Raw genomic sequence first — 21,247 nt, 5'->3', positions numbered from 1 at the left:
GATCTCTTGCTGCGGCCCCATCCAAGAAGGGCTGCAGGTTTGCACACAGGAAGTTTCGCATGCCTAGTCCACTCGGTTATTCACCTGTTTTATCTGCAAAGCTGACGGGCAATGCGCAAATCGATAGCTTGATCTATGGCACCTACTGGTCAGGCACGAGCAGTGGCACGTCCCTGACATACAGTTTCATAAACATCGGCTCTTTATTCTCCCGCTCCTACAGCGACGAAAACGAGTACGGTGCTAGCTATGCCCTGACGTCAGCGCAGAAAACCGCCGTTGTCGGCTCGCTCGCCGAGTGGAGCTCGGTTGCCAATATCAAGTTCACCCAAGTGAGCGAAACCTCCACGAATGTCGGTGACTTGCGCTTTGGCGGCTATTCCTGGATGGATTCCGACACCGCCGCCTGGGGCTATTTCCCCGGGCAAAGCGCCGCCGCAGGGGATGTCTGGATCGGACCGGTGACCAACGAGCCGGCTCCCACCCCGGGCACCTACGACTACCTGACGTTTATGCATGAGATCGGTCATGCGCTGGGTTTGAAACATCCGTTCTCCCAAGGGCTGACAAACAACACGGTGCTTGCAGATCAGTACGACGATGTTCGTTATACGATCATGAGTTACGGCAACGCGTATTCCTATGAACCCACCTCGCCCATGCTGCTCGATATTGCGGCGATCCAAAGCCTCTATGGCGCCAACATGCTTTGGCAGACGGGCGATAACAACTATCGCTGGACCGCTGACCAGTCGGTTTTCGAGACTATCTGGGACGCTGGTGGCATTGATACCATCGACGCAAGCAATCAGGCGGCAGCGGTCCGTATCGACCTCAATGAAGGACAGTTCAGCAAAATCGGCAAGGCTTTTCTGAACCTGAATACCCAGGAAGCATTTAATGAAGGATTGGCGATCGCTTACGGCGCCAAGATCGAAAACGCAGTCGGCTCAGTCAATGACGATACCCTGATAGGTAATGCGCTGAGCAACATTCTGAATGGTCTTGCTGGCAACGACACCATGATTGGCGGTGCAGGCGACGACATCTACGTGGTTGACAACGCCGCTGATACGATCACCGAGGCCAGTGCGTCACCGACGGAAATCGATAGCGTCCTCTCGTCCGTCAGCTACAGCCTGGGAACAAACCTGGAAAACCTCACGCTGATCGGCGCCGCTTCCATCAGCGCGTCCGGCAACGGGCTGAACAACCGCATCACCGGCAATGCGGGTGCCAACTCTCTGAGCGGCGGTAGCGGTATCGACACGCTCATCGGAGGCACCGGCAACGACATTTATGTGGTCGACAACAGCGGTGATGTCATCAGCGAAGCCAGCACCCTGGCCAGCGAAATCGACACGGTGCTGTCTGCTGTGAGCTGGACCCTGGGCGCAAACCTGGAGAACCTGACACTGCTAGGTTCGGCGGTTATCAACGGCGTCGGTAATACCCTGAACAACAGCCTGATCGGTAATGCCGCCGATAACGTGCTCAATGGCCTGGGCGGTGCGGATATCCTGGACGGCGGGGCCGGCAGTGACGTCTACGTGGTTGACAATGTCGCTGATACGATCATCGAGGCAAGTGCCTCTCTGACGGAAATCGATGGCGTCCTCTCGTCCGTCAGCTACAGCTTGGGAGCGAACCTGGAAAACCTTACGCTGATCGGCGCCGCTTCCATCAGCGCGTCCGGCAACGGGCTGAACAACCGCATCACCGGCAATGCGGGTGCCAACTCTCTGAGCGGCGGTAGCGGTATCGACACGCTCATCGGAGATACGGGCAACGACATTTATGTGGTCGATAATCTCGGTGACATCATCAGCGAAACCAGCACCCTGGCCAGCGAAATCGACACGGTGCTTTCTGCGGTGAACTGGACCCTGGGCGCAAACCTGGAGAATCTGACGTTGCTCGGTACGGCGGCTATCAGCGGCACTGGCAATGCCCAGAACAACGTGTTGACCGGCAACGTCGGCGACAACGTTTTGGACGGCGGGGTTGGGCTGGATACGCTGGTCGGAGGCGAGGGAAACGATAGCTACGTCGTCGACAACCTGGGTGATAAGGTTATCGAACTTGCCGGTGCAGGCCGGGACGTGATCCTCACCGCGGTCAGCTACACCCTGTCGGCCAACGTCGAGGACGGCCAGTTGCTCGGCACGGCTGAGCTCAACCTTGTCGGCAATACCCTGGACAACAGCCTGATCGGTAATGCCGCCGATAACGTGCTCAATGGCCTGGGCGGTGCGGATATCCTGGATGGCGGGGCCGGCAATGACGTCTACGTGGTTGACAATGTCGCTGATACGATCACCGAGGCAAGTGCCTCTCTGACGGAAATCGATGGCGTCCTCTCGTCTGTCAGCTACACCCTGGTAACGAATCTGGAAAACCTCACGCTGACTGGCACTGCCGCAATCAATGGCACCGGCAACGCCCTGGACAACGTGCTGGCAGGTAATGCCGGCAACAACGTGCTGAACGGCGGTGCAGGCAACGATCAGCTCAATGGCGGCGCGGGCGCCGACACGTTGATCGGTGGGCTGGGCACGGATCTACTGACGGGCGGAGAGAGCGCTGATCGATTCGTCTTCGATGCGTTGAACGAGTTGGGCACCGGAGGTATTCGCGATGTCATCCTCGACTTCAACAGCCTGCAGGGCGACAAACTTGACCTGTCAAAACTGGATGCCAATATCCTGACCACGGCAGACAACCCATTCAACTTCATAGGTTCGAACGTTTTCAGCGGCGCCGGGCAGTTGCGCTTCGTTGATCACGTGCTCTACGGCAACCTCAACGACGACCTGGACGCGGATTTCGAGATTCAGCTGGTGGGGGTCAATACCTTCGGTACCAACGATCTGGTTGCCTGACAAACGATTCAAGTGCCTGCCAACCATCGATCCGTTGCGAGCAGTTGGACAGCGTCGCGTGAAGTACGGAGCCGGCAGGGCCTGGCTTATAGCGACGCCCTGATCACCAATGGGCCATCCACTGGGGCCCCGCGACTTGCAGGGTCTCGATCAGATGCCGGGCCGCTTTTCGACCGATCTCGTAGTACGGCAGTCGTACCGTGGATCAGGAGCGGGGATGAGCGATCGGCGATGCCGATCATGTGGTCGTAGCCAAGCACGGGCACATAGCCGCGGATCTTCAGGCCACGGCCCAGCAGCAATAGGCGCAAAAGGCGATGCGGTCGTTGCCGCAGATCAGGATGTCGAATTGAGGGCAGCCCTCGATGATGTGCCGATCAAGGGCGGCTGTTTCATGGCCACTTCCGGGCCACGATCCGGAAATTTCCCCTGCTGCGAGAGTGAAATCTGGCACTTGATGTAGCGGTTGGCAGGTTCAGGGATACCGCAGGCAAGTCTGCGAAGTCATGCGTTGCAGATGGGCAGTGGTGACAAGTCACTCGGCAATCACACCGCCGGCTTTTGCTCCGCGGCCTCGTCGAACTTCGACCGGGCCGCTTCGACCTCGGGTAATTTGTCGAGCGTCCATTTATGCAGTTCGCGAAATGGCTGCTGCAGCGTTTGACCCAGTGGGGTGATCTCATACTGCACCGCCACAGGTGAGAACGAAATGATCTGGCGCGAGACGAGACCATTTCGTTCCAGTCGCCGCAGGCACTGTGTCAGTGCCTTCTGGGTGACGCCCTCCAGGCGGCGCTTGATGGCGTTGAAGCGATGCGGTCCGTCATCGAGCACCGCCAAAACCATCATTGACCACTTGTCCGCGATCTGGTCGAACAGCGCCCGGCTTGGGCACTCCGACGAAAAGCATTGCGGCTTCAATTCCAGCATCGAAGTTTCCTCATGTATACCAAGGCGACTTTAAGTGCCTAATTGACATCAGGTTTACAAAATATACTTTATGGCCTCCGAAAACAAATGGAGTCCATCCGATGTCGATCCCCGATACCAGCATCTTATTCCGTCCTTTTTCCATCCGGTCGCTCGAACTGAAGAATCGTATTGTCATGGCACCCATGACGCGTCTGTTCTCACCCGATGGCATTCCGAGTGAAGCGAGTGCTGCCTATTACCGGCGACGAGCAGAAGGAGGTGTCGGGCTGATTCTGTCGGAAGGCACCGTGATCGATCGTCCGGCATCGCGTAATGATGGCGGCATCCCATTTTTTCATGGCGACGCGGCGCTGGCGGGATGGAAAAACGTGATCGATGCGGTCCACGGCGCGGGCGGACGCATGGCCCCACAGATCTGGCACACCGGTTCCACGCGTTACATCAACGACTGGGAGCCGGATGCGCCAGTGGAGAGCCCTTCGGGCCTCGTTTCGCCAGGTGATCCGCGTGGCGTGGCGATGAGTGAAGAGGACATTGCCGACACGGTAGCAGCGTTCGCCAAGGCCGCAGCAGATGCCAAGCGACTGGGCTTCGATACCGTGGAGATCCACGGAGCCCATGGTTATCTGATCGACCAGTTTTTCTGGTCTGGCAGCAATCTGCGCACCGACCGCTACGGCGGCCCGTCCATCAAGGAACGCTCGCGCTTTGCCAGCGAGATCGTGTCTGCTGTTCGTCAGGCGGTGGGTCCTGAATTCCCGATCATCATGCGTGTCAGCCAGTGGAAGCAGCAGGACTACGGCGTGCGCATCGCTGAGACACCCGCAGTGATGGAGGACTGGCTGCTGCCACTGGTCGAGGCCGGTGTCGACGTCCTGCACTGCTTGCAGCGACGTTTCTGGGAACCTGAGTTTCCCGACATTGACGGTGAGAACGGGCTGAACTGCGCGGGGTGGGCGAAGAAGGTCACGGGAGCCACGACCATCAGCGTCGGTTCGGTCGGGCTGGATAACGATGTCACTCACGCTTTTGCCGGCGAGGGATCGCTCCCGGCCAGCCTGGATCGGCTCGTTGAACGCATGGAGCGCGAAGAGTTCGATCTGATCGCCGTAGGGCGTGTCCTGCTGAGTGACATGGATTGGGTCGCCAAAGTGGAAAAAGGCGATTACGCAGGCCTGAAGGGCTTCAATCCGGCATCTTTGGCTGAATTGGTTTGAGCCTCATCGGGCGGTGGAGAGCGTGACGCCACAAAGGTCCTAGCCTGAAGACAGCAGCGGTCTGGCCTCGGATGTTGCGAGGTCGAGACCGTGACCCGTTGTCGAGTGTGCCCTGACTGTTAATGGTTGAACACGTTGAGGCCACTCAACACCTGTGAATAGGATTCTCTTGCAGCCTGTGGCCCGGGCGTTTACGCGCAGGCCATGGAGCGTCACAAGCTGTCCGGGTCCCCAAAGAACATTTTGACTTGGCTCTAGGACGGTAGTTTCAGTTTGAAAAAGTCTTGATGTGCCCCCAATTTTGCCCCTAATCCTATGCCGTACACGAGCGATCACGAATGACGATTCCTGACACGGACTGGGGTGGCAATGTAATTTTCAGTTCTATTTTGAGTACCTGCCGCGCTCAAAAGCGTTTTTACACAGCCTCGGCCAAAAGCGGACTGTTGCGCAGTGTCTTAGCCGGCCTCCGAGCGGCCCAGCTAAGCTAGGCCAAAGGCGCAGGTTTATCTCAAGAAACTGGGCGGCGTACCGTCAAAATGGCAGCGCCGAAGCAGATGAATGCTGAGCCTACGAGCCTGCCGATCCATATGGAGAGTGCTGGGCGGGTCAGTACACTTTTGACCTGAGCCGCAGCGGCGGCATAAACGCTCAATGAAGCCAGCGACAAACCCATGAAGATGAAGGTGAGTAGCAGGAATTGTGGCAGCAGCGCGACGTCCTTGTTAATAAACTGCGGGAACAGGGCGGTAAAGAATATCGTTGCCTTAGGATTGGTGACGGCGGTCAGGAAAGCCGACTTGTAGAGTTTCATACGTGACGGTGTAATCGCTTTGCCATCCGGCTGCACTTCCTGAATGAGGATTGGATGCTTGTTGAACAACTGCTTCACGCCCAGATATAAGAGGTAACCGGCACCCAGGACTTTCACCGCATTGAACATCCATTCGGAGCTTGCGAGCAGGGCGCCCAAGCCAGACACCGCAGCAGCCGATAAGCAGAACAATCCGCAAGCGTTGCCCAATGATGACCATACGGCATAACGCGGCCCAAATGCCAAACTGTTATTGATCGCCATAACGGTCGCAGGGCCAGGGCTTGCGATGGCAATCGCTGCGACTAGGGTAAAAGCCAAAACTGAGTGCGGATCCATATTTCATGTCCATAGGTGGTTGAGAGGGGGCATATTACAAGACGACCTGAAGCTGCCTGAACAATGCTGCCATCAAAATCCCGGCTGCAATCGCCGGAAGAGATTTGTGCAGTGTTAGCATCACGATGGCGGTCGTTAGCAATGCGAGTCGCGCGCCGTTATCACCCGTAATTGCCATCGGTGTCAGCACCGCCACCAGTACCGATCCGGACATGGCACTGATGAATTGCTGCACCCGGTAGTTGATGGGCACAAATGACATCACGAATACGCCGCCCCACCGGGTGGCGAGCGTGACAATTGCCATGATCAGAATGATGTACAGCGTGCCGAAGCCTGAAGTTTCAATGCTCATTCTTTTTCTCCGGCCAGAAGGCGCCCAGTAAACCGCCGGCCAATGCTCCAGTAACAACGTGACTGTTTTCAGGCAAATACAAGTAGGCCGATAAGGACGCTGCGGCCGCCACACTCCAGATGATCAACATGCGCAGGTTTTTTTGGCCTCCGAGCACCATCGCGAGAAGAAAACAGCCCATCACCATGTCGAGGCCCAGACTCACTGGGTTTTGAATGACGCTTCCAAACTTCAGCCCCAGCCAACTGCCAAGCGACCAAGCCGACCACAGCGCAAGACCGCCCCCAAACAGCAGTCCCATGCCTCGCTTGCCGCTGTTGAACGCCTGCATCGACATCGCCCAGTTGGCGTCGGAAACCACCATCATCACGCCGTAACGCTTGGCGCGTGGTAGTTCGCGTAACCAGGGGTACAGGGTTGCTCCCATCAACAGATGGCGGGCATTGATCGCGAATACCGTGATCACCAACGGTATTACCGGGACGTGCTGACCCCAGAGGTCAAGCACTGCAAATTGTGCTGCGCCAGCGAATACCAGAATACTCATTAGAAGAGTTGACGCTTCGCTCAGCCCTGTCTGCGCGGCAGCAAGCCCGAAGGCAATCGCAAAGACCACAACGAACATGGAGATCGGCAAGAGCTGTTTGAAGCCGCTCCATATTTCGTATTTATCCAACTCTACGGAGCTTGCATCGACACTTAACACCATTCCACCTCACTGGATCAGGTTGTACCTCTATTCAGGCGCCATTTTGGGGGCGCTGAGCGATCCAAGAAAAGCGAATAAGTTTTATAATCGCCATTCGAGTTTCGAATTGCTAAGGTTTAGTGATGCACTCCAAGGATTTGCAGATTGACTGGCTACGAACCTTCCTGGCGGTGGTTGATACCGGTTCCATGACGGCGGCGGCGCGACAGGTATCGCGCTCGCAGTCAGCGGTGAGCATGCAATTAAAGAAGCTAGAAGATAGCATCGGTCGCCCGTTGCTCAACCGCGAGCCTAGGCAACTGTCTCTGACGCCCGCTGGCTTCGATCTGCTGGGCCATGCGCGCAAGTTACTAGCGTCTCACTCGACCCTGGTGCTTGCTATGCATGGTGGGGCTCTTTCCGGGCGGGTGTCTTTTGGCGTTCCTGACGACTATGCAGTGCCGTACCTGGTGCCGGTGCTCAGGCACTTTGCTGCGCGCTTCGGTGAGGTCGAGGTCACGTTGGTGTGTGAAGAGTCCACAGCGCTGCTGGCAAAGGTTGATCGAGGTGAAATCGATTTGGCGCTGGTGACCCGTGATGCACCTTCACGTGGTGAGTTGCTCTTCAGGGAAGCCTTGGTGTGGGGCGCCGCTGAACAGCACGAGATCTGGAAGCGCAGCCCGCTACCGATTGCAGTGCATGAATTAGGCGGACGGTTGCGTACCGAGATACTGGCAGCGCTTGAGGCTCAGCAACGTGAGTATCGAGTTGTCTACAACAGTCCTAATGTCAGCGGGCAAATAGCTGCTGCTCAAAGCGGAATGGCAGTTGCTGTGCTTACGCGGTGCAGCCTTCCTCCCACTCTAAAGATGCTCGATGCGCGGCAAGGTTTACCCGAGCTTCCGGTAATTGAAGTCGTGCTGATGCGGAGCCGGGATTCAAAGGGATCTCGTGCCGTGGATACGCTGTACGATGAGATCGTGGGTTCCCTAAGAGATCCTCTATGTGTTGAACGAGCTAAATAAATCGGGCTTTGAACTGACAGACATGACGGGGGCTCTGGGCAAATTACTTCGCTCAGATAGAATAATTCGACTCTTCGGTGCTATTTGCTGTACCTAGCAGGATATTTAAAAGATATGCACATGAGGGGCTTTGAATTGTACTCATAAATCAATGTGCTGACTGTAGCTGTATCCAAAAAGGGTAGGAAACTAAAATTCAGTGACTCTCAACCCTATTGGACGACCAATCATGCACAGCGTCAGTTTTAAGCAAGTTGATGTGTTCACTTTCGAGCGATACAAAGGTAACCCTGTGGCAGTCGTTCTCGATGCGAAGGGGCTGTCGGACGCCGAGATGCAACAGATTGCCAATTGGACGAACCTTTCCGAAACCACTTTCGTATTACCGAAAACTCAAGAGCAGGCCGATTATCGCGTTCGCATTTTCACGCCTGGATCAGAGCTCCCGTTCGCGGGCCATCCCACTATCGGCACCGCACACGCTCTTATAGAGGCCGGCGCCATCGTTCCCACCGACGGCGTCGTCGTTCAAGAATGCGGTGCTGGGTTGGTGCGGCTTGATGTCACCATTGACGAGGCCGGAAAGCAGTTAATCTCGTTTGAGCTCCCCCATCCGAAATTCGAGCCATTTGATGCTCAACGTATTGATGAATTGGAGGCCTGTTTGGGCACATCCATATCACGTGAGTATCCACCTGTTCTTGTTGACGTCGGTGCACGTTGGGTTGTCGTCCAGCTCGCCAGTGCTCAGCAGGTGATTGCGAATAAGCCTGATTTGCAGAGTATGAAGGTAAGCAATCTACGCGATAGAGCAACTGGGGTAATTGTGTTCGGCAAGTACCCGGTTGACGGCACTGCAGATGTAGAAATACGCGCTTTTGCTCCAGCTTGCGGTGTTAGCGAAGATCCCGTTTGCGGCAGTGGAAACGGAGCCATGGCGGCTTTTATCCGACATACCGGGCAGGCCGAAGCATTTGGCAGTCAATTCCGAGCCAGTCAGGGTCAAATTTTGGGCCGCGCGGGTTTCATCAATCTCGAAGTGAGCGATGAGGTCATCAAGGTCGGAGGCGAAGCCGTTACCTGTATTGACGGCTTGATCAATCTTCGCTGATGAACGGTGTCCAGCTACCTCCGGTGGCTGGGCATGCCTAATCACCGTCACCAACTTTTGAAAGAAGGGGGGGAACACCCGTATCGGTGCGTCGTCAGAGTTTCTTTTGCTTGGTGGTCAATGAGACCCACGCGACACCGCTCAATGTCACTAAGGCCGAAATGCCGCTGAGCATTGTGATGTCCTCGCTGAGGATGAGAACGCCAAGTACCATGCTCAAGATGGGAACTGAAAGCTGAACGGCCCCGGCAGTAATAGTGGTCATTCGAACCCGTGCCCAATACCAAATCGCGTATCCAACGGCTGATGTTAAACCTCCAGCAATCACTGCATACCACGCCCCGGTAGTATCGACACGCAGATGATCATGTTGGTAAAGCACGAGCACAACAGCAAAGGGAATTGCCCCAAGAAAACTGCTCGCAGTCTTGACGAGTGGAGACTCGTTAGCCTTTCCCGCCACTGAGAAAGCGCCCCACGCGATTCCTGCAACCGCCATCAACGCGGCAGCATACGCAGGTGGTGCCGATGCGGATGGGGCGAGAAAAGCGATCATTCCGCCGAGAGCAACGAACAGCCCGAAGATGCTTGTGCGTTCCCCCCTCCGGAGCCCATAAGAAATCATAAGGACTTGTGCAGATGCAAAGAGTATCAATGCGCCTGCGCCGGTACTGATGTCACGGTAGGCGAAGGAAAAGGCGGCGACATATGTGAACAGGAAGATTGCGGCCCACCACTGCGCTTTGAGCTGTTTAATTCTTCCGCCCTGAGCCAGGAAAATTATCAGTAATGTCAGTGCGCCCGATATCACTCGGATGCCACTGAATGAAGCCGCATCGATGTCGGTCGTTTGAAAAGCTGCCCTGGTGAGCAATGAGTTGGCTGCGAACGCAATCATTGCAAGGCTCGTCATCAGAACGATAAAAGGCGCGACTGATGCGTTGCTAGCCGCTGTGTCAGTGCTCTGGCCTGAGCTCTTGAACGTCATTCTGAATCTCCATCACCGATTTCAATGCAATCGCAAGTGCGACAATGTGCGCTAGGTGTTAGCGCACGAGAGCGATGACGCTTAGGGCAAACCTTTCTGTGCCACACTTTCACCTGCGACAGTCAACACAATCCGGAATTTGGCTTCACCAGACTTCAACTTCTGAAAGGCCTCATTGGCTTGTTCGAGTGGCATGACCTCGATTCTCGGACGTACATCCGTGAGCACGCTGAAATCCAAGGTGCGCTCATTTTCGTAGGGTGTGCCTGTGAGGGATCCGCACACACTGCGTTCGCCGACGACTAACTGTCCAGACGAAACGGGCAGGGGTGACTTGTGTGCTCCAAGCAGAATCAACCTTCCTTGAGGTGCCAATCCGCCCACCACCGCAGACACCGCGTCGGGATGACCGACGGTGCTGACGATGGCCTGAGCACCGCCCAAGCTGTTGAGCGTTGCTGCAGCATCTTCGTTATTGGTATCGATATAAAGATGCGCCCCCAATGCCAGCGCATCATCTGCAATGTCTTGACCTCGGCCCACGGCGATGACTCTAAACCCCATGCGGCGCGCATACTGGAGCGCCATGTGTCCGAGGCCTCCTATACCAAGAATGGCCACGGTGTCACCCGCGTTGGCACCACATTTTTTTAGGGCATTGAAGGTCGCTATACCTGCGCAGAGGAGCGGGGCGGCCTCCACGGCGTCGAGCTCGTCGGGGATCGACACCAGTCCGCTGCTGCGAGCGATCATCAGCTCGGCATAGCCACCGTCACAGGTAGCACCAACGAAATGTTGGTTAGGGCAAAGTTGAAAGTTGCCCTGACGGCATTGGGCGCACTCGTTACAGTGTCCGCCGAGTCGGCCCACCCCTACGCGTTGGCCAATCTTCCAGATGGAAGAGGTGTGAGCGCCGAGCGCCTTTATACGGCCAACCACCTCATGACCTGGTACCCGTGGTGCTTGCAGCGTTGGATCTGCACCTTCGATGTCGCTTATGTCGGCACCACAGATGCCGCACGCTTCGACTTCAATCAATACCTCTCCGGTACATGGAGTAGGTATCGGGCGATCCACCATTTCGAGGACTCCAGGCCGGGTCACTTGCATTGCTTGGTAAGTATTTTTCATGGTCTTGTGTCCTATGGGTAGGTCAGATTTGACGTGAGTGGGTTCAGCGCTTCATCGATTCAAAGCTGGGCGAAGCCCCCGTCAACAACAATCTCCGCACCCAACATGTAGCGCGACTCATCACTGGCAAGAAACAGGACGGCTTGGGCAATCTCGTGTGGATCCCCTAAGCGGCGAGCAGGAATTCGAAGCGCCATTTGCCGCTTTGTCTCGGCCAATTGTTCAGGCGTGGCACCTTCCAATTCGAAGATTGGCGTGTCTACTGCACCAGGGCTTACGGCGTTGACGCGAATTTTTCGATCCATTAATTCGCATGACCACGAACGAGCAAATGACCGTACGGCTGACTTGGTCGCGGCCAAGGCAGAGAAACCACCCATGCCGACCGCATTTAGCCAGGCCGAGTTGAGTACAACGGAGGCGCCGTCACGCAGCACAGGTGTAATGGCTTGCATGGAGAAGAACAGACCTTTGACGTTGACGGCCATAAGCTCGTCAAAGCGAGCCTCTTCGGTAGTGAGCAGGGGTGTGGAGAACGCCACGCCAGCATTGCCGAAGAAAATGTCCAAACCACCTTCACCAAACGTCTCGGCAACCTTTCGAGCCATGCGTTGCATATCATTGAGGCTGCGTACATCGGCCTGAATCGTTGTCACTGCGCCGCCCAGTTCTGCTCCAACCCGTTTAAGACGTTCTGCGTCTCGGCCAGTAATGACCACCCGGGCTCCTTCTTCGACAAACAGCTGTGCAGTCGCCAGACCAATGCCACTGGTTGCGCCAGTGATCAAAGCAGTTTTGCCTCGTAGTCTCATGTTCAGTTCCTCAGGAGATCGGCTTAATGAGGGGTTCTTCGTCATCCACTAAAGCGTCGCTCTCAACTAGAGAAGTGCTGACGTCTGAACCGCGAACCAGCGTCATATCGACGGGGCATCTATCGGCGATGGCCAGAAGCTTTCGGCGCTGCTCATCGTCGAGAGGCCCGTTCAAAGTGATCGAACGGGTGAAAAGTTCCGCAGGTGACTGGTCGTTTCGCTTGGCGTGCGTGACGTGGGCACTGGCACGTTGGAGCGGAATTCCTTTGCGGCGGGCATACATGCGCATGGTCATAACCGTACATGCCGCCAAACCTGCAGAAACGAGCTCATAGGGTGACAGTCCGCTTGCGAGCCCTCCCACGGATTTCGGTTCATCCGCGAGCAAATGGTGAGCGCCGGTGCTCAATCTGAGCTGGAACAATCCCGCTCCTGCCTCCTCTGCAGTTACACCTTCGCCCGTAGAGATATCGGCGATGTCATCGACCCATTTGGGCAGGTAGCGGGCGGCCCAAGCAGCGATTACTGATGCTGCATAGTCCGAGTCAGCCCGGCGTGTTAATAGATGGTTGGCATCGTCCAGCGAAACAAAACTCTTCGGGTGGCGCGCCGCGAGGAAGATCCTTGAAGCGTTGTTGATTCCGACCACATTGTCGCCAGGAGCATGCAAGACCAACAACGGCTTGCCCATCTGGGCAATGCGCTCTTCCAGATTCTGCTGTCGAGCGTCGTCTACGAATGATTTGCGTACTGTGAAAGGGCGACCACCCAGTAGAAGTTGCGCTTCGCCCTCTGTCTCGATCTGCGCGAGAGCGTCATTGTCGAACTGATGAAGGATATGTTTCACATCGGCAGGAGCACCGATGGTTGCCACTGCTTGCACGGAGGGCATTTCGGCGGCGGCACTCAACGCTGCCGCCCCACCCAAACTGTGGCCAATCAGTAATGAAGGAGGATGGCCTGCTTCAGTCATGGCGCGGCCTGCGGCGATGAGATCACCCACATCAGCGGCGAAAGTTGAGTGAGCGAATTCTCCTTCGCTACCCCCGAGTCCTGCGAAGTCAAAACGCAGTACACCAATCCCGTTCAGTGCAAGGGCTCGTGCAATTCGCGCTGCCGCGAGGCTTTCCTTTCCACAAGTGAAACAATGGGCAAAAATAGCCCACCCACGAGGTGTGGTCTGTGGACGCTCAATTCGTCCAGACAGCACTGTTCCAAGTGCTCCGTGAAAGTCAAAACGTTGATCTGGCATGTTCTCATCCTCAACGAATGGGGAAGTATTCGTTTAGTCCGGCAATGGCGATAAAGCCCGAATTGCCAGCGACGTGGCCTCAATGGCACCGGCAACGTATCCAGGGAACTGTGGTGACCATTCACTGGCGATGCCGGTGAGTCGCCCCTTCCAAATCCCTGAGCTCGCCGCAGCTTGGGGAGTGCTTGTGGGGTGGCCAGCCGAGCCAAGATCAGCTTCGGTAGCGGTCAAAGGATCCTGCGCCCAGTCCTTGATGAAGTCAGCGCGTGGTTCCGCTGCCTGTGATCCAAAGAGACGTACGAGTTGTGCACGGCTGTGTTCGCGCAGCACATCCTCGGGAACCGCTTTACGGACGTACGCAGGTACACCGAAGAAGCCAAATAGCGCCGCGCTGCCATCAGGCATGGAAGCATCGTGTATCTCGCCCAATGGGCCACGCGCACTCCGCGCGGCACCGGACAGCCCCTGCTCACGCCAGAATGGTCTGTCGTAGATCGCAAGGTATTTGGCATGAGGCGCCATCCAAGTGGCAGTGTCTCGCCACTGTCGAGCCAACTCGGTTGGCAATGCTGGCTCAAACTTGATGTTTCGCTCTACCAGACGCGGAGGCATCGCCAGCAAGACCTGCTCTGCGCACCAGGTCGTGAGGTTTCCGGCAGAGTCTGTGCTATCAATTTCTACATTGGCCGGTGTGGCGCGAATCGAGAGGACGGTCTGATCGGTAAGCGTTTGTTTTGAGTCCAGCGATCTGCTCAGTGCGTCGATGAGTGCCGACATGCCACCTTTCAAGCGAATAGAGGCCGGTGAGCTGGCATAGCCGCGCGTGCGTGCCGGCGATTCACTCGACGCGCGTTCCACCATCATGTCGCCAGTGTCGAACTGCTCGAAGTATTCCAGGCCTAGCTGCACAATCAGTTGATGCAATTCAATTTGGAAGTCGGGCCAGAACCAAGTGGGCCCTAAATCAAATCGATCAGAGGTATGTGTCGACGCCCGGTCGTGGGGCGCTCTGACTGATGCGATTCGGCCTCCGAGCACATCACGCGCCTCCAGAAGGATGTAATCCTGGCGACCCTGACGTTCGAGCAGATAAGCGGCATACAGGCCACTCAAACCTGCTCCGACGATGACAGTGCGTACGTTTGGCATTTAAATTCCTGCCGTCAGATCGGCCAGATGACCTGTTTTGAGATAGACGGTGGCACCCTGTTCACCAGCGGTGATCGGGGGGATTTCTCCAGCGGGTGTGCGCACCCAGCTACCGGAGGTAAAAGAGCGCTCACTCACAACCACTTCACCTTCCAGCACCAACAACTCCGCGCCTTGTACGGGCGTGGAGAGGAGTGCTTCAGATGCTGGCAGTCGAGTTAGGCATACTTCCTCAGATTGATCTGAGAATAAGGGGCATATCTCTCGATTACCGTGACGAAGCCAATTGTTTGGGTCACTGGTATCAATCCGCACGTGTTGGGCTTCGTCGTCGCGCATTTGCTGAAGTTTGACGAAGATAGTCGCGCCCTCACTGCTGGAGGGGCGGTGTCCAGAGCCAGGTGGGTTACGCAGATACCAGCCAGCAGGATAATGTTCGTCGTCCTCAGAAAAAGTACCGGCCAACACCAGGATTTCCTCACCGCCTGGGTGCATGTGGTGTGGGAAGTACGAATCGGGTGCATACCGCACTATGCTGGTTGCACGAGCTTTCTCTGCCCCCACGCGATCCAGCATCACACGCTCGACACCGTTTTGAGGGGAGGAGACCCATTCATACTTGTGGGGTGCCACGAACGCGCGGCGCGAGAAATCTGAATTGATCAGCATGGGGATTCTCCAAATAACGCGCTGACAGGTGCCCCCTAGGAACGCGGGCACCTGTCGCTGCGGCTTAGTCCTTTGGAAGCTGTTGGTAGGTCTCGATGACACGCGCCGAATAGGTCAGCGCTGCACCAGCATTGAGAGCAATAGCGACGCCCAAGGCTTCGGAGATTTCTTCGAGAGTGGCACCAGCATCGACAGCCTTTTTGGTGTGCACTGAAATGCAGCCGTCGCAGCGCGTGGTAACGGCCACAGCGAGGGCGATCATTTCATGAAACTTGGCTTCCAAATGACCAGTCCTGGCGGCAGCGTTGTCGATAGTCATCAGGCCGCGCATAACGTCGGGGCTCTGTTTTGCGTAATCGCCTACGCGTTCCAGAAGGGTTTCACGGTAAGCGTTCCAGTCTTGCATCATGACGGTATTCCTCTTGAAAATTTGGGCATGCGTCGCCGTGCTGCGCTTGTAACGCGGCTTAAGCGGCTAGGTAGATGCGCACATCGGGTGCAGCATCGAGTAATGGTTTCAGAGCTTCGACGACGTCCGCTGTGAACAGCTCGCTTTGCAGGTATGCGCGTGCGTTTTCTGTGGTGTCAAAGCCGTGCAGCACTTGCACATCCTCATCGCGTACAAGCAGCTCTTTGGACTGCGCACCCTTGATGGTTTCGAGGAAGGGCGCCTTGTACGTCTGGTAGATGCCGGCGGCTTCAGCACGTTTGGCAGCGGCAATCTTGAGGTTGATTTGCAGATAGACCATATGCGTTTCTCCTTACCAGTGGTGCAGCAATGTCGGCAGGCGCGAGCGCCTGCCCGAGGTGATCAGTTGCGGCCAGCCATCACGCCGCCGTCGACATCCCAAATCGCGCCAGTGACCCAGCCTGCTTTATCCGAAAGCAGGAACGAGACGACTTCGGCCACGTCCTGTGGAGTGCCGACACGACCGATTGGGTGGAAACTGTTGAAACCTTGCAGTGCGCTATGAACTTCAGCTTTAGGAATAAAGCCTTCGTAGATCGGGGTTTGTACCACCGCAGGGGAGACCGCATTGACGCGAATTTGCTTGGGGGCCAATTCCATCGCCAGATGTTGGGTCAGCGAATGCAGACCGGCCTTGGCCATCGAGTAGGCCGACGATGGAGTGGCTGCAATGGCTTGTTTGGCCCACATCGAACCGATGTTGACGATCGCACCAGGCTTGCTCTTGGCGACCAGGTTGGCGGCTACTTTCTGAGTGATGAAGAAGAACGCTTTGTTCAGCTTCATGTACTGGTCGTAATCTGCACCCTCGTGTTCCAGAAATGGTTTAGGGAAGAAAACGCCAGCCGCGTTCACCAGTAGATCGACATCTGCATGCTGCTCATCAATGGCTTTGAGCAATGCGTTCAAACCCTCGCTGCTGGATAGGTCAGCGGTCACTGCCCATACCTGGCCCAATTTCGCCAGCTCCTGACGCGCCGCTTCGGTCTTATCCGGGCGGTTGCCTACAATTACAGCGCTACCACCGCCAGCCAGCACCATGCGTGCCGATTCCAAACCCATACCGCTGGTGCCACCGACGACCAACAGCTTTTTGCCTTTGAATTCAATGCTCATTTTGAAAACCTCGATTTACGCCTGTCGACGACAGGACTCAGTAAAAGAAAAAATATCTCGGAGCATCCAGCTCATGCCCTTACGCTAAACTGCATGTAGCCTCGTGGCGTCCATTTACCGCTTCATCGATGGATGCGCTTTTTCTGACAGAATCATTACGTCAGACTTCGAGTTTCCAGAGCAGGGACTTTGCTCCGGCTTCGATATGGGATGGATTCTTCGCTGATTTGCATACGCCGACAAACGAGATAAAGTGTTCCTTTTTAAAAGAAAATCTTTACCGACATGAAAACGCCCGTTCATCTGAATGCTCTACGCGCGTTTGAAGCCAGCGCCCGCCATCAAAGCTTTTCAGCGGCAGCGGCGGAGTTGAACGTCACACCCGCCGCAGTCGGACAGCTCGTACGCACCTTGGAGGATTGGCTGGGCGCACCACTGTTTCTGCGCAGTAGCAGTGGACGGGTGCGGTTAATACCTACTGAAACTGCTGAGCGTGCACTGCCGGATATTCGGGCCGGCTTCGACAGGTTGGTTCTTGGCATGGAGAGACTCCAGGAGGCATCTCCTTCAGGCGTACTCACCGTGGCGATAAGTCCTGCATTTGCTGCCAAGTGGCTGCTGCCAAGGATTGAGCACTTTCACAACGCTCGACCTGATACTGATGTGAGACTTGATACCAACCTAAAGCCTGTGGACTTCGTCGCTCAGCGTATTGATATCGGGGTGCGATACGGCGCAGGTAGTTGGCCAGGCCTGGTGGCAGAAAAGCTAATGGGGGAAGAGGTCTACCCTGTATGTTCGCCAAAACTGCTTAGCGAACATTGGCGTTTGCAAAAGCCAAGCGATCTGGCAAGCGAGACCTTGATTCATGATTTGTCGATGGATAGGCCTACGGGGTTTCTATCTTGGGACATGTGGTTGCAGACGGCTGGCGTCCCCAACGTTGCGACACGCGGAATGCAAATCAACAATTCAGCGGCGGTTCTACAGGCTGCCATCGACGGTCACGGTATCGCTCTCGCTCGAAGCGTGATGGCAGCCGATGATCTCGCGACGGGACGTTTAATACGTTTGTTCCCCGAGATATCGTGCATTTCGCCATTGGCTTATTACGTCGTGTATCGAGCAGAGTGCTCGAGTTTGCCAAAACTGTCCGCTTTTCGAGACTGGCTATTCGAGGAGGCAGCGTCGAAGTAAAGGAACTGACATTCGGAGCGGCTACCAATAGTTAGCCGCTTGAGGACGGCGCTCGCCCCGAAGTGCTTTACTACCTAACAGGCTGAACCACATGGCATTGACCTTCTGGCTGCAAGCAGGCCAGTGCCGAGCCGACCTGTAAGGTTTGAGGTTGGACGCCTACGTTAGATGGGCGACGCTGTAGCCAAAGGAGCCCGAACATAGCCAGCAGCATTGGAACCAGAATTAGACCGGAGGCGGTCGTCCAGCCATAGGCGTCGAGCAGTCCGCCAGATAGAAATGAACCGAAAACCATAGTGCCGAATACAACGAAGTCGTTGATCGCTTGTACGCGCGGCCCGTCTTCTGAGGTGTGACAGGTCAGCACCAAGGCAGAGGCCCCGAGAAAACCGAAGTTGCAGCCAACGCCAAGCAATACCAGTGCAAGCCAAAAATGGCCAACGCTCATCCCTAGCATCCCAACCAGTGCAGCCATGCCTATCAGCGCAAGCCCTAATTGCCCCTAATGTAGCAATCCACTGGAGGTGGATGGATCTCCATGGTCTATCAAAAGGCAGAAATGATCAGGATTAACAGCCTTCCTGACGACGCCTATAGACTCTCAGGGTCGCCGAAAAACATCTGAATCCGCGAACGCAACCAGCGCTCGCCTGGATCGTTGTCCTGGGAGCCGCGCCAGGCCATGTGCAGCTCGAAGCTGCGTACCGGGATGGGCGGGTCTTCGGCGCGTACGCCACCGGCGGAGGTCAGGGCCTCGGCGGTGTAGTCGGGCACGGTGGCGATGATGTCGGTGCCCGACAGCAGCGTACTCAAGCCGTTGAACTGCGGGACGGCCAGTACGACGTGGCGCTTGCGGCCGAGCTTTTCCAGCTCTTCGTCGATGAAGCCGCTCAGATCACCGGCGAAGGACACCAGGGCATGGGGGCGGGCGCAGAATTCGTCCAGGGTCAATTGCCCGGGCGCGGTATCGGCCCGCAGCACCTTGGGCGAGCTGCGCCGCAGTACCTTGCGCTTGGCGTTGGCCGGCAGGTCGTCGGTATAGCTGACACCAATGGAGATTTCGCCGGACGTCAGCAGGCTCGGCATCAGGAGGTAGTTGACCCGGCGCACCACCAGCACGATGCCCGGCGCCTCGGCGCGCAGGCGCTTGAGCAGCATCGGCAGCAGGGCGAACTCGGCATCGTCCGAAAGGCCGATGCGAAACACCGAGGTGCTGGTGGCCGGGTCGAATTCCGCCGCCCGGCTGACTGCCGTGGAAATCGAGTCCAGGGCCGGGGAGAGCAAGGCGAAGATCTCGATGGCCCGTGCCGAAGGTTCCATGCTGCGGCCGGTGCGCACGAACAGCGGGTCATCGAACAGGCTGCGCAGCCGCGACAGCGCGGCGCTGATGGCCGGCTGGCCGAGGAACAGTTTCTCGGCGGCGCGGGTTACGCTGCGTTCATGCATCAGTGTTTCGAACACGATCAACAGGTTCAGGTCGACACGACGCAGGTCATTACGATTCATCTGGGGTCCTGGCAGATTCGGCAAGCTTGACGTGGGCGGCCATATGGGAACAATGGCCGGCATGAATCTTACGGGTAAAGGCTGGTACTCTGCACCGGCTAATTGAATTTTCCTAGGCTCTGTAGGGAAAGCCCTGATACTCGTTCATGCTGCGTTGAAAACGGCCTCGCAAGGCTCATGTACCCCGGTACGCTGCGCTTGCCCGGCTGTGTTCGCCTTGCCTGAGCTTGGTCCCAAGACGTTTCGTAGCCTAGGGGCGGGCCTGCAGGGCTGGTGGTTTTCTGATGGCGGAATCAATGACAGGCATGTCGACTATTAATAGCCACTGATGGTCTTGGGCACAAAGCCCGGATAGAGTTCAGGGCATTAGAGGTTACTTTGACGAGGTTTGCGATGTCCCGCACGATCCGTTTTCACAAGTTTGGTGGTGCCGAGGTGCTCAAATGCGAAGAGCAGACGACGGCTCTTCCTGCGCCAGGAGAAGTGCAGGTCCGCGTAGAAGCGATCGGTATCAGCTGGTATGACACCCTTTGGCGCCAGAACCTGGCGTCGTCCCAGGCTCGCCTGCCTTCTGGCCTGGGCCATGAAATGGCTGGGGTGGTCACCGCCGTGGGCGACGGTGTCGACGACCTGGCCGTAGGCGACAAGGTCGCCAGCTTCCCCGCCGAAAGCCCGAACGACTATCCGGTGTACGGCGAGCTCATCGTGCTGCCGCGCACCGCGCTGACCCGATATCCCGACGTCCTGAGCCCGATCGAAGCCGCCGTGCACTACACGCCGCTGCTGATCGCCTATTTCGCCTATGTCGACCTGGCGCGGGTCAAGCCCGGGCAGTTCGCCCTGGTGACGGATGCCAGCCATTGCGCCGGTCCGTCCTTTGTCCAGTTGGGCAAGGCGCTGGGGGTGCGGGTGATCGCGGCCACCAAGACCTCCGATGAGCGTGAGTACCTGCTGTCCCTGGGGGCCGAGAAGGTCATCGTCACGGAAGAGCAGGACTTGCTCATGCAAATCAACAAGCTTACCGACAATCGCGGTGTCGACGTGGTGTTCGACGGCCTTGGCGGACCGCAGATGTCCTTGCTGGGCGACGTGCTGGCGCCACGGGGCAGCCTGGTGTTGTACGGCCTGCAAGGTGGCAATCAGACGCCATTCCCGGCCTGTGCGGCGTTCCAGAAGAACATCCAGTTCTTCGTGCATTGCATTGGCAATTTCACGGGCAAGCCGGAACTGGGTATCGTCCAGGACCACGTAGCGTTGCAACGGGCTCTGCGCGATATCAACCAATTGACGGCCGATCGCGTCCTGTTGCCCCTCAAGACCCGTGTTTTCCCGTTCGCCGAGTTTGTCGAGGCGCACCGCTACATGGACGAATGCCCTTGCCGCGAGCGTGTTGCCCTCCAGGTGGTCGATCCCGCCTGACGTCCGTCCCGCGCAAGAGTCGTCGCAACGGGCTCTTGCGCATCCTCCGACCCGACCCGGTCATCCCCGCCATCAGGCCAGTGAATCCGTGCTGACACGGTTGCTTGCGCCTGCCTTTCGTTCGAACCCACTTCGTTTGTGCCCCGGACAACTGAGCTGGTTTTTGCCTTTAATC

At 56.7% G+C, this 21,247-nt stretch carries 21 protein-coding genes and 1 pseudogene; 6 read left to right on the top strand and 16 right to left on the bottom strand.

Annotated features, from left to right (window positions below):
• Window positions 1-59 precede the first annotated feature (59 nt).
• A complete protein-coding gene (locus tag BT179_RS11415; RefSeq protein WP_072431095.1) occupies window positions 60-2,882 on the top strand; it encodes a M10 family metallopeptidase in 2,823 nt (940 codons plus the stop codon).
• Between the two features lie 86 nt (window positions 2,883-2,968).
• Here the strand turns inward: BT179_RS11415 and BT179_RS11410 are convergent.
• Window positions 2,969-3,282: pseudogene (locus tag BT179_RS11410) on the bottom strand (substrate-binding domain-containing protein); the annotation flags it as partial.
• A 146-nt stretch (window positions 3,283-3,428) separates the two neighbouring features.
• Entirely contained in the window at window positions 3,429-3,812 is a 384-nt protein-coding gene (locus BT179_RS11405; RefSeq protein WP_072391217.1) for a winged helix-turn-helix transcriptional regulator, read from the bottom strand.
• A 101-nt stretch (window positions 3,813-3,913) separates the two neighbouring features.
• Between BT179_RS11405 and BT179_RS11400 the strand changes: the two genes are divergently transcribed.
• Window positions 3,914-5,032: an NADH:flavin oxidoreductase gene (locus BT179_RS11400; RefSeq protein ID WP_072431094.1), complete on the top strand. Its 1,119-nt coding sequence runs from the start codon at window positions 3,914-3,916 to the stop codon at window positions 5,030-5,032.
• 511 nt (window positions 5,033-5,543) lie between these two features.
• Here BT179_RS11400 and BT179_RS11395 read toward each other — a convergent pair.
• The 3 genes from BT179_RS11395 to BT179_RS11385 are packed head-to-tail and all read right to left on the bottom strand — an operon-like array spanning window position 5,544 to window position 7,249.
• Complete coding sequence (locus BT179_RS11395; protein WP_072431093.1) at window positions 5,544-6,185, bottom strand: LysE family translocator; 642 nt, start codon at window positions 6,183-6,185, stop codon at window positions 5,544-5,546.
• A 34-nt stretch (window positions 6,186-6,219) separates the two neighbouring features.
• The gene (locus BT179_RS11390; RefSeq protein ID WP_072431092.1) at window positions 6,220-6,540 is read right to left on the bottom strand and encodes an AzlD family protein; all 321 of its coding nucleotides are present in this window, start codon (window positions 6,538-6,540) and stop codon (window positions 6,220-6,222) included.
• Window positions 6,530-7,249, bottom strand: coding sequence for an AzlC family ABC transporter permease (locus BT179_RS11385; protein WP_072431091.1), 720 nt, complete (start codon window positions 7,247-7,249; stop codon window positions 6,530-6,532). The genes BT179_RS11390 and BT179_RS11385 overlap by 11 nt, the downstream gene beginning before the upstream one ends.
• A gap of 122 nt (window positions 7,250-7,371) precedes the next feature.
• Between BT179_RS11385 and BT179_RS11380 the strand changes: the two genes are divergently transcribed.
• Window positions 7,372-8,253, top strand: a complete 882-nt coding sequence (locus BT179_RS11380; RefSeq protein WP_072431090.1) for a LysR family transcriptional regulator — start codon at window positions 7,372-7,374, stop codon at window positions 8,251-8,253.
• A gap of 229 nt (window positions 8,254-8,482) precedes the next feature.
• A complete protein-coding gene (locus BT179_RS11375) occupies window positions 8,483-9,364 on the top strand; it encodes a PhzF family phenazine biosynthesis protein (RefSeq protein ID WP_034138534.1) in 882 nt (293 codons plus the stop codon).
• Between the two features lie 94 nt (window positions 9,365-9,458).
• Here BT179_RS11375 and BT179_RS11370 read toward each other — a convergent pair whose 3' ends face one another.
• The 9 genes from BT179_RS11370 to BT179_RS11330 all read right to left on the bottom strand — a co-directional run bounded on the left by BT179_RS11370 (window position 9,459) and on the right by BT179_RS11330 (window position 16,950).
• The gene (locus tag BT179_RS11370; protein WP_218163089.1) at window positions 9,459-10,352 is read right to left on the bottom strand and encodes a DMT family transporter; all 894 of its coding nucleotides are present in this window, start codon (window positions 10,350-10,352) and stop codon (window positions 9,459-9,461) included.
• Window positions 10,353-10,433: 81 nt separating this feature from the next.
• Window positions 10,434-11,483: an alcohol dehydrogenase gene (locus BT179_RS11365; protein WP_072431089.1), complete on the bottom strand. Its 1,050-nt coding sequence runs from the start codon at window positions 11,481-11,483 to the stop codon at window positions 10,434-10,436.
• A gap of 59 nt (window positions 11,484-11,542) precedes the next feature.
• Complete coding sequence (locus tag BT179_RS11360) at window positions 11,543-12,295, bottom strand: SDR family oxidoreductase (protein WP_072431088.1); 753 nt, start codon at window positions 12,293-12,295, stop codon at window positions 11,543-11,545.
• A 10-nt stretch (window positions 12,296-12,305) separates the two neighbouring features.
• Window positions 12,306-13,547: a bifunctional alpha/beta hydrolase/OsmC family protein gene (locus tag BT179_RS11355; RefSeq protein WP_072431087.1), complete on the bottom strand. Its 1,242-nt coding sequence runs from the start codon at window positions 13,545-13,547 to the stop codon at window positions 12,306-12,308.
• A gap of 33 nt (window positions 13,548-13,580) precedes the next feature.
• Entirely contained in the window at window positions 13,581-14,696 is a 1,116-nt protein-coding gene (locus BT179_RS11350) for a flavin monoamine oxidase family protein (RefSeq protein ID WP_072431086.1), read from the bottom strand.
• On the bottom strand, window positions 14,697-15,365 hold the full coding sequence (locus BT179_RS11345) for a cupin domain-containing protein (RefSeq protein ID WP_072431085.1): 669 nt from the start codon (window positions 15,363-15,365) through the stop codon (window positions 14,697-14,699).
• Window positions 15,366-15,429: 64 nt separating this feature from the next.
• The gene (locus tag BT179_RS11340; RefSeq protein ID WP_218124375.1) at window positions 15,430-15,771 is read right to left on the bottom strand and encodes a carboxymuconolactone decarboxylase family protein; all 342 of its coding nucleotides are present in this window, start codon (window positions 15,769-15,771) and stop codon (window positions 15,430-15,432) included.
• A gap of 61 nt (window positions 15,772-15,832) precedes the next feature.
• On the bottom strand, window positions 15,833-16,114 hold the full coding sequence (locus BT179_RS11335; protein WP_072431083.1) for a hypothetical protein: 282 nt from the start codon (window positions 16,112-16,114) through the stop codon (window positions 15,833-15,835).
• A gap of 62 nt (window positions 16,115-16,176) precedes the next feature.
• A complete protein-coding gene (locus tag BT179_RS11330; protein ID WP_034138527.1) occupies window positions 16,177-16,950 on the bottom strand; it encodes an SDR family NAD(P)-dependent oxidoreductase in 774 nt (257 codons plus the stop codon).
• Window positions 16,951-17,235: 285 nt separating this feature from the next.
• On the opposite strand from BT179_RS11330, the gene gcvA reads away from it, so the two are divergent.
• A complete protein-coding gene (gcvA, locus tag BT179_RS11325; protein WP_072431082.1) occupies window positions 17,236-18,147 on the top strand; it encodes a transcriptional regulator GcvA in 912 nt (303 codons plus the stop codon).
• A gap of 70 nt (window positions 18,148-18,217) precedes the next feature.
• Here the strand turns inward: gcvA and BT179_RS11320 are convergent, their stop codons facing one another.
• Both BT179_RS11320 and BT179_RS11315 read right to left on the bottom strand, forming a co-directional pair.
• Window positions 18,218-18,628 (bottom strand): hypothetical protein, encoded by a 411-nt coding sequence (locus BT179_RS11320; protein WP_331717120.1) that lies wholly within the window; start codon window positions 18,626-18,628, stop codon window positions 18,218-18,220.
• Window positions 18,629-18,738: 110 nt separating this feature from the next.
• A complete protein-coding gene (locus BT179_RS11315; RefSeq protein WP_072431080.1) occupies window positions 18,739-19,653 on the bottom strand; it encodes a LysR family transcriptional regulator in 915 nt (304 codons plus the stop codon).
• Window positions 19,654-20,046: 393 nt separating this feature from the next.
• Here BT179_RS11315 and BT179_RS11310 point away from each other — a divergent pair, with 393 nt between their 5' ends.
• Window positions 20,047-21,072, top strand: a complete 1,026-nt coding sequence (locus BT179_RS11310; RefSeq protein ID WP_072391226.1) for a zinc-dependent alcohol dehydrogenase family protein — start codon at window positions 20,047-20,049, stop codon at window positions 21,070-21,072.
• Window positions 21,073-21,247 lie beyond the last annotated feature (175 nt).

This window comes from Pseudomonas sp. NFACC43 (assembly GCF_900119645.1).
GTDB lineage: Bacteria > Pseudomonadota > Gammaproteobacteria > Pseudomonadales > Pseudomonadaceae > Aquipseudomonas.
This window is presented reverse-complemented; position numbering and strand designations above follow the sequence as displayed.

Coding starts and splice junctions, on each gene's coding strand:
- BT179_RS11415 (WP_072431095.1), top strand. CDS start 60: ATGCCTAGTCCACTCGGTTATTCACCTGTTTTATCTGCAAAGCTGACG.
- BT179_RS11405 (WP_072391217.1), bottom strand. CDS start 3,812: ATGCTGGAATTGAAGCCGCAATGCTTTTCGTCGGAGTGCCCAAGCCGG.
- BT179_RS11400 (WP_072431094.1), top strand. CDS start 3,914: ATGTCGATCCCCGATACCAGCATCTTATTCCGTCCTTTTTCCATCCGG.
- BT179_RS11395 (WP_072431093.1), bottom strand. CDS start 6,185: ATGGATCCGCACTCAGTTTTGGCTTTTACCCTAGTCGCAGCGATTGCC.
- BT179_RS11390 (WP_072431092.1), bottom strand. CDS start 6,540: ATGAGCATTGAAACTTCAGGCTTCGGCACGCTGTACATCATTCTGATC.
- BT179_RS11385 (WP_072431091.1), bottom strand. CDS start 7,249: ATGGTGTTAAGTGTCGATGCAAGCTCCGTAGAGTTGGATAAATACGAA.
- BT179_RS11380 (WP_072431090.1), top strand. CDS start 7,372: ATGCACTCCAAGGATTTGCAGATTGACTGGCTACGAACCTTCCTGGCG.
- BT179_RS11375 (WP_034138534.1), top strand. CDS start 8,483: ATGCACAGCGTCAGTTTTAAGCAAGTTGATGTGTTCACTTTCGAGCGA.
- BT179_RS11370 (WP_218163089.1), bottom strand. CDS start 10,352: ATGACGTTCAAGAGCTCAGGCCAGAGCACTGACACAGCGGCTAGCAAC.
- BT179_RS11365 (WP_072431089.1), bottom strand. CDS start 11,483: ATGAAAAATACTTACCAAGCAATGCAAGTGACCCGGCCTGGAGTCCTC.
- BT179_RS11360 (WP_072431088.1), bottom strand. CDS start 12,295: ATGAGACTACGAGGCAAAACTGCTTTGATCACTGGCGCAACCAGTGGC.
- BT179_RS11355 (WP_072431087.1), bottom strand. CDS start 13,547: ATGCCAGATCAACGTTTTGACTTTCACGGAGCACTTGGAACAGTGCTG.
- BT179_RS11350 (WP_072431086.1), bottom strand. CDS start 14,696: ATGCCAAACGTACGCACTGTCATCGTCGGAGCAGGTTTGAGTGGCCTG.
- BT179_RS11345 (WP_072431085.1), bottom strand. CDS start 15,365: ATGCTGATCAATTCAGATTTCTCGCGCCGCGCGTTCGTGGCACCCCAC.
- BT179_RS11340 (WP_218124375.1), bottom strand. CDS start 15,771: ATGCAAGACTGGAACGCTTACCGTGAAACCCTTCTGGAACGCGTAGGC.
- BT179_RS11335 (WP_072431083.1), bottom strand. CDS start 16,114: ATGGTCTATCTGCAAATCAACCTCAAGATTGCCGCTGCCAAACGTGCT.
- BT179_RS11330 (WP_034138527.1), bottom strand. CDS start 16,950: ATGAGCATTGAATTCAAAGGCAAAAAGCTGTTGGTCGTCGGTGGCACC.
- gcvA (WP_072431082.1), top strand. CDS start 17,236: ATGAAAACGCCCGTTCATCTGAATGCTCTACGCGCGTTTGAAGCCAGC.
- BT179_RS11315 (WP_072431080.1), bottom strand. CDS start 19,653: ATGAATCGTAATGACCTGCGTCGTGTCGACCTGAACCTGTTGATCGTG.
- BT179_RS11310 (WP_072391226.1), top strand. CDS start 20,047: ATGTCCCGCACGATCCGTTTTCACAAGTTTGGTGGTGCCGAGGTGCTC.